This is a genomic window from Microbacterium flavescens (assembly GCF_018588945.1).
Lineage (GTDB): Bacteria > Actinomycetota > Actinomycetes > Actinomycetales > Microbacteriaceae > Microbacterium > Microbacterium flavescens.
In genome coordinates, this window is the sequence record NZ_JAFIWA010000004.1 from 199827 (window position 1) to 212379 (window position 12553).

Sequence of the window (12553 nt, forward strand, 5' to 3'; positions counted from 1 at the left end):
GGCTTACTCGGCCGGCACCGCGACGACGACCTTCGCCGGGCGGAGCTCGACGGAGCCGAGTCGGTAGCCGATCTCGACGACCTCGAGGATGGTCGGCTCGGTGGTGCCGGGTGTCGGTGCCTGGAAGATGGCCTCGTGCTGCTGCGGGTCGAAGGCCTCGCCGGCTGCGCCGTACGTGATCAGCCCGATGCGCTCCGCGAGCGCGCGCAGCTTCTCGGCGATCGCGGTGAAGGGCGAGCCCTCCACGAGGTCGCCGTGCTTCTCGGCCCGGTCGAGGTCGTCGAGGACCGGGAGCAGGCCCTTGGCGACGGCGCCCTTGGCGCGCTCGATCTCGAGCTCGCGCTGATCTTCGGTGCGCCGCCGGTAGTTGGCGTACTCGGCCTGCAGGCGCTTCAGGTCGTTGAGCAGCTGCGATTCGAGGTCGGCGATCACGGCGTCCTCGGCCGCGGCATCCGCGTTCTGAGGTGAACCGAGGATGTCGTCGACCGTCAGCTCCTCGCCCTCGTCGCCGGATCCGTCCTGCGGGGCGGGATCGGAGGCGTGCGCCTCCGACCCCTCCTCGCCAGGCCGGACCTCGTCGCCGTTGGGCTCTTCGAAGTCCTTGTCACCCATGGTTACTTCTTGTCTTCCTCGTCGTCGATGACCTCGGCGTCGACGACGTCCTCTTCGGAGTCGGTCTGGCCGGAGCCGTCGGCGGGCTGCTCGCCCGCGGCGTCGGGGGCAGGCTGCGAGGCCTGGTTCGAGGCGTAGATCGCCTCGCCCAGCTTGCCCTGGCTCTGGTTCAGCTTGTCGAACGCGGCCTTGACGGCATCGTCGTCGTCGCCGGCGAGCGCCGTCTTGAGCGCGTCGACATCGGCCTGGACGTCGGTCTTGACGTCTCCGGGCAGCTTGTCCTCGTTCTCCTTGATCAGCTTCTCGATCGAGTACGAGAGCGTCTCGGCCTGGTTGCGGACCTCGGCGGACTCACGGCGCTTCTTGTCTTCGGCGGCGTGCTCCTCGGCCTCGCGGACCATGCGCTCGATGTCCTCCTTCGGCAGCGACGAGCCGCCGGTGATGGTCATCGACTGCTCCTTGCCGGTGCCCTTGTCCTTGGCGGACACGTGCACGATGCCGTTGGCGTCGAGATCGAAGGTGACCTCGATCTGCGGGATGCCGCGGGGGGCCGGGGCGATGCCGGTGAGCTCGAAGGTGCCGAGCGGCTTGTTGTCGCGGGTGAACTCGCGCTCGCCCTGGAAGACCTGGATGGCGACCGACGGCTGGTTGTCGTCGGCGGTCGTGAAGGTCTCGCTGCGCTTGGTCGGGATGGCCGTGTTGCGCTCGATGAGCTTCGTCATGATGCCGCCCTTGGTCTCGATGCCGAGGCTCAGGGGGGTCACGTCGATGAGCAGGACGTCCTTGCGCTCGCCCTTGAGAACACCGGCCTGAAGCGCGGCGCCGACGGCGACGACCTCATCCGGGTTGACGCCCTTGTTGGGCTCCTTGCCGGCCTCGCGCTGCACGAGCTCGCTGACGGCGGGCATACGCGTCGAGCCGCCGACGAGGACGACGTGGTCGATGTCGGCGACCTTGATGCCGGCCTCGCGGATGACGTCCTCGAAGGGCTTCTTGGTGCGGTCGAGCAGGTCCTTCGTGAGGTCCTCGAACTTGGCGCGCGTGATCGTCTCGGAGAGCGACACCGGGCCCGAGTCGGTCAGCGAGAGGTAGGGAAGGTTGACGCTCGTGCTCGTCGAGGACGAGAGCTCCTTCTTCGCCTGCTCGGCGGCCTCCTTGAGACGCTGCAGCGCGATCTTGTCGCCCGAGACGTCGACGCCCGTGGTGTCCTTGAACTGCTTGATGAAGTAGTCGACGAGGCGCTGGTCCCAGTCGTCACCGCCGAGGCGGTTGTCACCGGAGGTGGCGCGCACCTGGATGGTCGAGAAGTCGTCGTCCTTGCCCACTTCGAGGAGCGAGACGTCGAAGGTTCCGCCACCGAGGTCGAAGACGAGGATGAGCTCGTCCTCCTTGCCCTTGTCGAGGCCGTACGCGAGGGCGGCAGCGGTGGGCTCGTTGATGATGCGGAGCACGTTGAGGCCCGCGATCTCGCCGGCCTCCTTCGTGGCCTGACGCTCGGCGTCGTTGAAGTACGCGGGGACCGTGATGACGGCATCCGTCACCGTGTCTCCGAGGTACTGCTCGGCGTCGCGCTTGAGCTTCTGCAGGATGCGGGCGGAGATCTCCTGCGGCGTCCACTTCTTGCCGTCGACGTCGAAGCCCCAGTCAGTGCCCATGTGGCGCTTGACGGACGACACCGTGCGGTCGACGTTGGTGACGGCCTGGCGCTTGGCGGTCTCACCGACGAGCACCTCGCCGTCCTTGGTGAATGCGACGACCGAAGGGGTCGTGCGGAAGCCCTCGGCGTTGGCGATGACCTTCGGCTCGCCACCCTCGAGGACGCTGACGACCGAGTTGGTCGTACCGAGGTCGATTCCGACAGCACGTGCCATGTGTTTCTCTCCTTCTTGTGGGCGAAGCGGATGCCTCGGCCCGTGGTTGATGGGAAGTTCGCTCGCGCTCGACGACGAGGTTGAGCCGCGATGACTCAAGGCTACTCGCGGGTTCCGAGCGTGTCAAATGAACTTGATATGACACGACTCAAGTTTGCCAGCGCGTGGTGGTGAGAGTCAGACGGAGTGGGCGAGGGTCTGCAGCAGCACGACCACAAGGCCGAGGGTGACGAGGATCGTGAGGGCGAGCAGCTGCTTCCACAGGTCGAGGCGTGAGCGCCGCACCGCGAACCATCCGATGACCGCGAGGGTGACGATGTAGACGACCAGGGCGGCGCGCAGGGCGACCGGCAGCGACAGCACGCCGAGCCAGGCGAGGGCCAGGAGGATCATCGGCGTGACGAGGGTGCCCAGCGCGCCACCGGCGATCCGCCACTGCACCGCGAGATCGGCGTGTCCGGGGAAGTCGCGCTGCACGGCGAGATGCGAGATGACGGCCGAGACGAAGCCCGCAGCCGTGATGCCGACGACGCCGAGCAGCAGGGCGAGCGCCGCATGGCCGGCGTCGTGCGCGTCGTTCGCGGTGACGACGAGGACGATCGCGAGGCCCGTGAACGTCGCGTAGACGCGCTCCTTGAAGTACTCGACGAACTCCGGGGCATCGTCGCCGAGGCGTTTGCGTGCTCGGGCGGTGCGACCGCGCGTGCGAGGGGCCGGCGCCTGGTGGTGCGCTGCTCTGTGCCGCGGGCCTTCGACATGGTGCGGGCCTTCGGCATCGGGCGCTGCGGGCTCGTGCGGCGGCTCGGCATCGGGCGACGCGTCGCCTGTCGGCCCGGTGCCTGGCGGTGTGGCGTCGTCCATCGATCCTCCGTCGGAGTTAGCGATGCGGCGAGCCTAGCGCCGGGGCAGACCCGATGTCCGGGCGGCGGAAGGGGCGGCATCCCTCCCCCACTCCTTCGTACGATCCGCGAGGATGTTCCCATGCCGCTCCCCTACGACCTGCAGCCCCTCCGCGGCGAGCGGGTTACCCTCGACGCGCTTCGCCCGGACGACTTCGCCGACCTCTACGCCATGCAGTCCGATCCGGAGGTGTGCCGGTACCTGCTGTACGCGCCGCGGTCGCGTGAGGACGTGGAGCGCGTGCTGGAACGGGACGCCGCGGCCACCCGTCTCGAGAAGGCGGGCGACTATCTGCAGCCGGCGATCCGGGACGAGCGGGGCGCGTTCCTCGGAACCATGTACCTCGAACTGCACAGCGTCGAGCCGGACCGTACCGCTGAGATCGGCTGGATCCTCGCGCCGCATGCGCAGGGGCGGGGATATGGCTCGGAAGCCGCGGGTCTGCTGCTCGACCTGACTTTCGGTGAACTCGGCCTGCATCGCGTCTGCGCCGAGCTCGATCCGCGGAATGACGCGTCGGTTCGGCTCTGCGAGCGCCTCGGCATGCGGCACGAGGGTCACTTCGTCGAGCACATGTGGCTCAAGGGCGAGTGGACCGACACCGGGCACTACGCGATCCTGGAGCGCGAGTGGTCAGAGCAGAGCGAGCGCGGGCGCAGCACATAGCCGGGGAACATCGAGCGCGAGTGGCAGGGGCAGAGCCGGGGGGCGGGATCAACGCCTGAGGCGGGTGAGCGCAGGCTCGCGGTCTTCTCGAGGACCGCTGGTGTGCTCATGACCTGACGGACTCGTCCACACCAGGAGTTCGTCTTCGAATCGCGCCCACCATCGGGTGTGGTGTTTGAGCCGATGATGCGTGCGGCACAGGTGCGAGAGGTTGTCGTGATCCGTGCATCCGCCCTCGGCCCAGTCGTGATTGTGGTCGACGTCGCACGTGGAGGCGTGACGGTCGCAGCCGGGGAACCGACACGTGCCGTCGCGGTCCTCGAGCCACGCGCGCAGCGCCGCCGGGACGCGGTACGTCTGACGGTCGAAGCAGAGCCGCACCCCGGTGACCGGGTGCGTGAGCACGCGACGCCACGAGTCGGCGCCGGCGGCCAGCGTCTTTGCGACTTCGAGCGGGATGGGGCCGTAGCCGTCGATCACCGCGGGCTCGTCGCTCTGACCGAGCAGTGTCAACGCAGGCACGGTGAGCGTCACCGCGACGCGGACCGGACGCAGGGACGCTGAGGGGTCGGCACTGTCGGCGAGGCCGACTGGCCTCCCCGACCGCAGGACGGCGTCGACGAGCGCATCGAACCTCAACTGCGAGAGAAGACGCGGGTCGCCCGCGTCGCGCTCGTCCATGCCCGTGCCGGTGAGGAGAGTGTGGACGAGCTGCACCTGCATCACGGGGCCATACGCCATCAGCCACGCCATGCCGTCGCGGGCCGGCTGGATCACCACGTCGCGCGAGCGGGTGGCACGCTCGGCGCGCTCGTCGATCGTCTCGGGGTCGAGGTGCTCGCGAACGCGGCGGCAGCGATGCGCGAAGCGGTGCGCCGTCACGTCGAGCCGGCCGGACAGCACGGCCTGCTCGAACGCGCCGCGGTCGAGCGGGTGGAACAGCTGCGCGTCTTCGACCAGCGCCTTCGCGTGCCGGTAAGAGATGTCGCCCGTGCGCAGCGCCTCGGTTGTGGCTGGGAGGTCGGCGCGGAGCACGCGCGCCTCGTCGATCAGATCAGCCGCAGAACGTTCGCTCATGCGAAGCACGCAGGCGACTTCGGCGCGGGTGGATCGTGCGACCCACTCCGAGGCATCCGTCGCTCGACCTCTCTGCCCGGACGCGCCCTTTTCGCCGCCGGACTCGCGACCGCTCACCACGATCCGCTCCTCGTGCGCCTCGTTCGCGCGGCGGAGGGCGTCGATCAGCACGGTGCGCTCGGCCTCGAGTGCAGCTTGCGCGCGGCGCACCCGGTCGAGCTCGCCGACGATGAGAGCGGCATCGTCGCAGTGGAGGGCGTCGGTGCTGCACATGCTCCGACTTTAGAACATACCTACGACATTAGATGCGGCAGTACTACCAGTCGCACGTGCGGAGGGTTGCCACCCCCGACCCCAACACCCCAGTTCCGCCGAGCAGCGTCAGCCGAGCGATCTGCCGCCAGCGCAACTCATCGAGCGTCCATGCTCGCAGGCAGTGCTGCGCGCTGAGATAGAGGGGTGCGCCCTGGGCGGCGGCCAACGGAGCGCCCGCGAGTGCATCGGCGAATCCGCTGGAGCTCGCGACGAACGCGTAGTCGACGCTGCCGAAGATCGCCTCGTTGATCACCACCGCCGTCGCGATCCGGTCGGCGGATCCGAGACGCTTCACATTCCCCGCGCCCAGCAGTGAACGAAGGGCGGACTCGAGGTCGCTGCCGACCGCGCCCTTCCCTCCCGCGATGTAGATCTTCGTGATCTCCAGCTTTGCGATCGTCTGCCTGGTCATCGCGGTGAGTTCCCTGCTGCCGTCGACGAGCAGAACGGGCGCGTCGAGATGACCAGCTGCCGGTCCGGCCGCCAGCGCATCGGGGTACGTGGCTCCCGTCGCGATGATCGCGTAGCGACTGCCGTCGTCACCGAACGCGTCACGAACGATCAGATCGCCGGTTTCGTAGCGCGAGGATCCGCCCAGCCGCACGACGGCTGCGTCCGTCGGCACGATCTTCCTGACAGCGCTGCGGACGGCGTCGGAGATCGCGCCCCTACCGCCTGCGATGACCACACGGTGTGGGCGGAGCCGCTTCAGCTCCTTCGCGACAGCATCGGGGAGCGTGCGCTGCGCAACCGGCAGGAGCACACCGCCTGCCCGCATCGCGGCAGGACCCGCCGCGAGTGCATCGGGGAAGTCGTAGGCGTTCGTGAGATACACGACCGATGCACGCTCGCCGTCGCGGACGACCCGGCGCGAGATCGCGACCGCGGTCGCGAATCGGTCGGCGCCGGCGATCCGGTCGACGTCGAACGAGGACTTCGGGAACACGATCTTGCCGAGGTCCCGATCTTCGCCGGGGGCGAGGACGACGTCGGTGGCATCCTCGAAGAACCGGCCCCCCTTGAAGTACGTGGACCCGACATAGGGGGACATGCCGGGCGTGAGCTTGAAGCGGTAGGTGCCGGGGCGAAGGTGCGCTTCGAACTCGCCGTCACCGTGCGTCACCGTCTCACCCTGCGGGTCCGCGACCAGGTCGTAGCGGCCTGAGTCGTTCTTGCGCCAGACGGTGAGCCGGCCACCCGAGTCAGGGTAGAACTCCCCTCCGGCGTACACGCCGATCACTCCGCTGACGTGCGCGTGCGCGTCGACCACGACGTCGATACCCGCCACGGTCTGGTTCTTCGCGAGGACGATCTCGGTGGCGCTTTCGAGGTCCTTGCCGCCCCAGAAGCCCGTCGACACACCACTATGTCTGAACGCCAGCTTGTATCGTCCTGCGCCGAGGCAGTCGAAGAGGAAGGCCCCGCTCGCCCCGCCGAGGCATGTCGCCGGCTGCTTCACCCAGCTGCTCTGCGACGCCGACCATTTGTACAGGACGGCCGATCCTTCGCGCATCGGCACCACACCTGCGGTCGTCCGCAGGGACCATTTGCCCGAGATCGAGGCGCGGGCTGCCTGGAGCTCGACGTCCTTCGTGGTCGACGGGGCACCTACGACCACGTCAGCGGCTGTCGTAGGTGCGTGCGCGCCTGTGGTGTCCGTCACGGCGAGGTCGTAAGTGCCCGGAATAACTGCGAAGGCATAGGTGTCCGAGAGCCGCACATCCGTCGTCAGCCGCGGGAGCCACGCGTCGAGCTCCGGATCTCCGGACGTGATGCCCACCTTGATGCTGCTGCCGTAGACCGGGTATGCGAGCTGGCGGCCCGTCACCGTGCCATGGATCGAGACCAAGCTGGAGAGCCGCGCCTCCAGCTCGACCACACCGCCGTCGCTGACCTCGATGAACGCGCGCTCCGCCGCCCTGCGGGTGTCGCCCCACCACTCGCCGGCGCGCCCCGTGTCCCACCCCTGGAGCGGTTCGAACTTCACCGCATACCGGCCGACCGGGACTCCGGTGATCTCGAACGCACCCATCTCCATCGACTGGAGCTCTGTCGTGATGGTCGGCGTCGCGAGCTCGTCCCCCGCGAAGAGGGACACCCGGATCTTCGTCTCATCGCGGACCAGCAACCCGCCGGCTTCGTCCTGCAGCACGCCGCGGACGGTGCCGGTGGGCTCGGCAGCCTCAGCCGCAACCGCCGTGCCGAGGATGAGGCCGGCGGCGGCGAGCGCGGCGAGGACGGGTCGAAGGCGGACGCGCGGCATGGAGCTCGTTTCGGAACGGTGGTGGCACGCGTACCGGCACCTGGCCCCGCGCGAAATCGGTAAACGATAGCAAAGGGAACGACGGCCTCCTGACAAGCCGCCGGCCGCCTGGGGACAGGCTGCGCCCCTACCCCAGCAGCGTCTCCGCCGACGACGCCTCGGGGTCGGGCAGCCGCCGCATGCGGAACCCGTTCAGCACGCCGATTCCCGCAGCGAGGATCGGGATCAGCAGAGCCACCTGCAGGGCGATGTGACGCGCCTCGGTGTTGATGCGGATCACCTCGGCTGCGGCATCCGGCGGCTCATCCATGAGCAGTTCGGCGAGCCCTGTGTTCGACATGAGCTGCGCGTCGTCCTCGAGCACGGTCGACACCTGCTGCTGCTGTTCGGAGGTGAGCACCGGACTCGCGTCGGCCAGCGCCGTGAACGACGTGGCGAGTGTGGCGAGCATGATGGCTCCGGCGAACGCCAGCCCGAACGACAGCCCGAACGAGCCGGCCGCCGAGTTGACGCCCGCGGCCTCGCTCACACGCTCGTCGGAGATCGGCGACAGCGTGTAGTTGTTCAGCTGCGAGACGAGCAGGCCGAGGCCCGAGCCGGCGACGAGCAGCGGGATCGCGAGCGTCCAGCCCGAGTCGGCGATCGGCACGAGGGGCACGATCGCGACGAGACCGATGAGCGCCAGGGCGAACCCGGTGAGGATGAGGTTGGCGGGTCGGCCCTTCGCCTTGCGGCCGGCCCAGATCGCCACCGCGAACATGCTCAGCGACAGGGGCGCGATGGACAGGCCGGCCTGCAGCGCGTTGTACTCGAGCACCATCTGCAGGTACAGCGGCAGCACGATCATCGTGCCGCCCAGCGCGATCTGCTGCAGCAGCTGCCCGCTCACCCCGGTGCGGAACGGCTTCGACGAGAACAGCACCGGATCGAGCAGGACGGGCTTGCCTCTCTTCTTGCGCGAATTGAGCCACCACGCGAGCCCGCCGAGCGCCACGAGTCCGAGGCCGATGATCAGCCCGACGTAGCCGCCGCCCTCCTGCCACACCAGGATGCCGAGCACGACACCACCCATGCCGATGACCGACAGGCCGGCGCCGACGAGGTCGATGGAACGGTCCCCGGTGTACTTCACGTCCTTGACGAGCCCGAGGCCGAGCAGCACCACCGCGATGATGACGGCCTCCAGCGCGAACGCGACGCGGTACGACCAGAAGGTCGTGATGAATCCGCCGAGCAGCGGTCCGACCGCCGCCGCGATCGCCGCGGAGGCGCCCACCAGGGCGTACACGCGCTTCTGGTGGTCGCCGGCGAAGTTGCCGTGGATGAGCGACTGCATCGCCGGGAGGAGAAGGGATGCTCCGATCCCGCCGATCACCGCCCAGAAGATGATCACGGCGGTCAGGCTCTGCGCGAACGTCATCGCCACGGCCCCGACCGCATACCCCAGAAGTCCCAGGGTGTAGGCGAGCTTGCGGCCGATGAGATCGCCGGTCTTGCCGCCGATCAGGATGAACGCCGCCGAGACGAGTGCCTCAAGGGCGATCGCACCCTGCACGCCGCTCGCCGTCGTGCCGAGCTCCTTCACGACGGCGGAGATCGACACGTTCATGATCGATGTGTCGACGACCAGCACGAACATCGCCATCGCGAGGAGGATCGCCAGCCGGCCGTTGAAGGCCGGTGCCGGCGCGGGTGCTGCGGACATGTGCGAAGCAAACCACAGCGGGTCGCGGGCAACCAGACCTGCAGGCAGGGATCACCCGGGTGAACATCGCGTCGCGCGGCGACGGGTACTCTGGCCAGGCGTCGCGATGAGGCGACGCGCCCGCCGGCGCCATCCGCCGTTCACCGAAGGGTCCTAGCGTGACGGACATGAGCGCGCCCGAGCCTCCCGAAGAGCCGTACTTCCGCACCCCCGCGCCACCCGCGACAGCCAACACCGGTGCGATCCGGCCATTCGCGGACGTCTTCCAGGAAGTGGGGTCCGAAGCCCCGGTCCCGCGCAAGCGCGTGTTCTCATGGGCGCTGTGGGACTGGGCGACCCAGCCCTTCAATTCGGTGCTGCTGACCTTCGTCTGGGTGCCGAGCTTCCTCGTCTCGCCGTTCTTCCTCGACCCTGCCGTCGCCGCCTCCGGCATCGTGGACGGGGAGGAGATCGACTGCGACACCACCGCGAACGCGCTGACGGAGTTCTGCCGCGCACTGGGCGGGCTCGATGCGAACCTCGGCTGGGGCATCATGCTCGCCGGTGTCCTCATCGCCCTCCTCGCGCCCGTGCTCGGTCAGCGCGCGGACGCGACCGGGCGTCGCAAGCTCATGCTCGGGATCTTCACCGGGCTGCTCATCCTCAGCCAGCTCGCGATGGCCTTCATCCCGGGCACACCGTCGCTCTTCTGGTTCGGGGTCGCGATGATCGCGTTCGGAAGCGTCGTGGGCGAGATCGCGGGCGCGAACTACAACGCCCTGCTCGTCTCCGTGTCGACTCCGAAGACCGTCGGCCGCGTCTCCGGGCTGGGCTGGGGATTCGGCTACATCGGCGGGATCGTCGCGCTCGTGATCGTCGTGGGCCTCATCCTGGGCGGCGTCCTCGACGGCACGCAGGCGATCACGTTCCAGCTGATCGCTGCGGGGGCGACCGTGTGGACCGTCCTGTTCTCCATCCCGATCTTCCGGAACGTCCCGGAGCCGCCTGCGTCACGCGGCTCCAGGCGGGTCGGGTTCTTCGCCGGCTATGTCGAACTCGTCCGCTCCGTGGCGCGCTTGTGGCGCGAACACCGGCCGACGCTGTGGTTCCTTCTGGCCTCGGCGGTGTACCGCGACGGCCTCGCCGCCGTGTTCACCTTCGGCACCGTCATCGCCGCTCGCGTCTTCGGGTTCGGCTTCACCGATCTGGTCATCTTCGGCGTCGTCCTGAACCTGGTCGCCGGCATCTCGACGATCCTGGCCGGCCGCCTCGACGACCGATTCGGACCGAAGACGGTCATCCTGATCGCGATCGGCGGGATCATCGCCTGCTGCCTCGTCGTCTTCATCGGCGCGGGCGCCGGCAAGGGGCTGTTCTGGGCCGCCGGCATCGTGCTGGCATCCCTCGTCGGCCCGGCGCAGGCGGCGTCGCGCTCCTTCCTCACCCGCGTGACCCCCGTCGGGCAGGAGGGTGAGATCTTCGGCCTCTACGCCACGACCGGCCGTGCCGCGAGCTGGATGGCACCGCTGCTGTGGGGGGCGTTCATCGCCGTCGCGGGAAACCAGACCCTGTACGGGATCCTCGGCATCGCGCTGATCCTCGCGATCGGCTTCGTGCTCCTGCTGTTCGTCAAGGCCCCGCCGCTGCCGGTGCGCGCCGCGCAGGCGCCCCTCGGAGACTGAACCGGTTCAGCCCCAGGGCCACGCGTCGGCGAGCTTGGTGAGCAGCCGCGCGAGATCAGCGCGCTCGTCATCGGTGAAGCCGGCGAGCGCGGTGTCGATCGCCTCGCGCCGCTCGCCCCGGAATCCGCGCACGAGGGCGGCTCCGGCATCCGTCAACGCCACACGGGTGCGCCGCGCGTCGTCGGGATCGGCCTCGCGCCGCACGAGCCCCAGCCCGAACGCCTGCTGCACGAGCCGCGATGCGCGCGGCTGATCGACTCCGACGGCGTCGGCGATCTCGCCGACCGAGAGAGGGTGGGATGCCGCGGCCAGCGCCTCGAGGAGTCGCATGCGCGCCGGGCCGCCGATGCGGGGACCGCCTCCCCACGGCGGTCCGCCGTGGCCGTGGTGCGCGCCGCCCCTGCCCCACGGCCCGCCGCCATGGTGGTGGTCGTGACCGGCGTGGCCGTGCGCGTCCGCACCGCCGTCCCACGGCGGGCGAGGCAGGCGCCGACCGCGCAGCTTCGACAGAGCGGCGGCGATTGCATCGGCGGGGTTGGCGGGCTCCTGGGGCATGAGGTCAATTTACATGTGACTTGACATACAAGCCAATCGCATGTCACACTACATATACATGCACATAGACATGTAATCGGGCGGTTCCTGACCGCCCCCGGAAAGGACTTCACATGAACGACAACGACAACACCGAGAACCAGACCGGCGGCGAAGAGACCGCCGGCACCCCCGCCGACCGTCGGCCGCTGGGCTACTGGCTGCGCGCCGTCGACGGCCTGCTCACCACCGAGTTCGCCGCAGCGTTCCAGAACGAAGGCGTCTCGCGCCGCGACTGGATGCTGCTGAACCTGCTCGCCGGCGAGATCGACGCTCCCGAAGCTGCCGAGCGACTGGCCCGCAAGGGCAAGCGACTTCGCCGCCTCGAAGACCTCGGCTGGGCCGAGGAGCAGGGGGACGGCACGTGGGCGCTCACCGACGCCGGTCGAGAGGCGCACGCGCGTCTCAGCGACGTTGTGGGCGGCATCCGCTCCCGCGTCGCCGGCGCCGTGTCCGAGGAGGACTTCGCCACCACCCTGGCGACGCTCGAGGCCATCGCCCGCGAGCTCGGCTGGGACGAGAGCCGACCGTTCGCCGGTCGCCGCGACTTCGGACGCGGACGCCGCTTCGGCGGCCCGCGCGCCTTCGGCCGGGAGGCGGGCTTCCGCCACGACTTCGGGCCCGGGTTCGGGCCCGGACACGAACGTCATGGTCACCACGACCACCATGGCCACGAAGGCCACCACTGCCACCACCACGGCCACGAAGGTCACCACCGCCACGAAGGCCACCACCGTCACGGCGGCAAGGGCGGCGAGCGCGCGTTCGAGCGCGGCTTCGACGCCGGATTCCGCCGCGGCCAGGAGGTCGGCGCAGCCTGAGACGGATTCGCCCCGAGGGCGGACTCTCGCTCCTCACGGAGCGGGAGTCCGCCCTTTTCGCGTCTGCG

At 69.3% G+C, this 12553-nt stretch carries 10 protein-coding genes; 3 read left to right on the plus strand and 7 right to left on the minus strand.

What is annotated here, in order from left to right:
• Positions 1–3: 3 nt before the first annotated feature.
• The 3 genes from JX005_RS09950 to JX005_RS09960 all read right to left on the minus strand — a co-directional run bounded on the left by JX005_RS09950 (position 4) and on the right by JX005_RS09960 (position 3344).
• A complete protein-coding gene (locus tag JX005_RS09950) occupies positions 4–612 on the minus strand; it encodes a nucleotide exchange factor GrpE (protein ID WP_214467334.1) in 609 nt (202 codons plus the stop codon).
• 2 nt (positions 613–614) lie between these two features.
• Positions 615–2483: a molecular chaperone DnaK gene (gene dnaK, locus JX005_RS09955; protein WP_214467335.1), complete on the minus strand. Its 1869-nt coding sequence runs from the start codon at positions 2481–2483 to the stop codon at positions 615–617.
• Positions 2484–2660: 177 nt separating this feature from the next.
• Positions 2661–3344 carry a hypothetical protein gene (locus JX005_RS09960; RefSeq protein ID WP_214467336.1) on the minus strand — a complete coding sequence of 228 codons (684 nt, stop codon included), beginning with the start codon at positions 3342–3344 and terminating at the stop codon, positions 2661–2663.
• A gap of 120 nt (positions 3345–3464) precedes the next feature.
• Between JX005_RS09960 and JX005_RS09965 the strand changes: the two genes are divergently transcribed.
• Positions 3465–4049, plus strand: coding sequence for a GNAT family N-acetyltransferase (locus JX005_RS09965; protein ID WP_214467337.1), 585 nt, complete (start codon positions 3465–3467; stop codon positions 4047–4049).
• A 48-nt stretch (positions 4050–4097) separates the two neighbouring features.
• Here JX005_RS09965 and JX005_RS09970 read toward each other — a convergent pair whose 3' ends face one another.
• From JX005_RS09970 to JX005_RS09980, 3 genes are all read right to left on the minus strand, one after another.
• Complete coding sequence (locus JX005_RS09970; RefSeq protein WP_214467338.1) at positions 4098–5399, minus strand: HNH endonuclease signature motif containing protein; 1302 nt, start codon at positions 5397–5399, stop codon at positions 4098–4100.
• Between the two features lie 43 nt (positions 5400–5442).
• Positions 5443–7704: a cell wall-binding repeat-containing protein gene (locus JX005_RS09975; RefSeq protein WP_214467339.1), complete on the minus strand. Its 2262-nt coding sequence runs from the start codon at positions 7702–7704 to the stop codon at positions 5443–5445.
• Positions 7705–7831: 127 nt separating this feature from the next.
• Positions 7832–9409, minus strand: a complete 1578-nt coding sequence (locus JX005_RS09980; RefSeq protein ID WP_214467340.1) for an MFS transporter — start codon at positions 9407–9409, stop codon at positions 7832–7834.
• A gap of 167 nt (positions 9410–9576) precedes the next feature.
• Here JX005_RS09980 and JX005_RS09985 point away from each other — a divergent pair, with 167 nt between their 5' ends.
• The gene (locus JX005_RS09985) at positions 9577–11070 is read left to right on the plus strand and encodes an MFS transporter (RefSeq protein ID WP_214467341.1); all 1494 of its coding nucleotides are present in this window, start codon (positions 9577–9579) and stop codon (positions 11068–11070) included.
• A gap of 6 nt (positions 11071–11076) precedes the next feature.
• Here the strand turns inward: JX005_RS09985 and JX005_RS16105 are convergent, their stop codons facing one another.
• Positions 11077–11625, minus strand: a complete 549-nt coding sequence (locus tag JX005_RS16105) for a MarR family winged helix-turn-helix transcriptional regulator (protein ID WP_246533800.1) — start codon at positions 11623–11625, stop codon at positions 11077–11079.
• Between the two features lie 113 nt (positions 11626–11738).
• Here JX005_RS16105 and JX005_RS09995 point away from each other — a divergent pair, with 113 nt between their 5' ends.
• Complete coding sequence (locus tag JX005_RS09995) at positions 11739–12485, plus strand: MarR family winged helix-turn-helix transcriptional regulator (protein ID WP_246533801.1); 747 nt, start codon at positions 11739–11741, stop codon at positions 12483–12485.
• Positions 12486–12553: the final 68 nt, after the last annotated feature.

Coding starts and splice junctions, on each gene's coding strand:
- JX005_RS09950 (WP_214467334.1), bottom strand. CDS start 612: ATGGGTGACAAGGACTTCGAAGAGCCCAACGGCGACGAGGTCCGGCCT.
- JX005_RS09975 (WP_214467339.1), bottom strand. CDS start 7,704: ATGCCGCGCGTCCGCCTTCGACCCGTCCTCGCCGCGCTCGCCGCCGCC.
- dnaK (WP_214467335.1), bottom strand. CDS start 2,483: ATGGCACGTGCTGTCGGAATCGACCTCGGTACGACCAACTCGGTCGTC.
- JX005_RS09985 (WP_214467341.1), top strand. CDS start 9,577: ATGAGCGCGCCCGAGCCTCCCGAAGAGCCGTACTTCCGCACCCCCGCG.
- JX005_RS09980 (WP_214467340.1), bottom strand. CDS start 9,409: ATGTCCGCAGCACCCGCGCCGGCACCGGCCTTCAACGGCCGGCTGGCG.
- JX005_RS16105 (WP_246533800.1), bottom strand. CDS start 11,625: ATGCCCCAGGAGCCCGCCAACCCCGCCGATGCAATCGCCGCCGCTCTG.
- JX005_RS09970 (WP_214467338.1), bottom strand. CDS start 5,399: ATGTGCAGCACCGACGCCCTCCACTGCGACGATGCCGCTCTCATCGTC.
- JX005_RS09965 (WP_214467337.1), top strand. CDS start 3,465: ATGCCGCTCCCCTACGACCTGCAGCCCCTCCGCGGCGAGCGGGTTACC.
- JX005_RS09960 (WP_214467336.1), bottom strand. CDS start 3,344: ATGGACGACGCCACACCGCCAGGCACCGGGCCGACAGGCGACGCGTCG.
- JX005_RS09995 (WP_246533801.1), top strand. CDS start 11,739: ATGAACGACAACGACAACACCGAGAACCAGACCGGCGGCGAAGAGACC.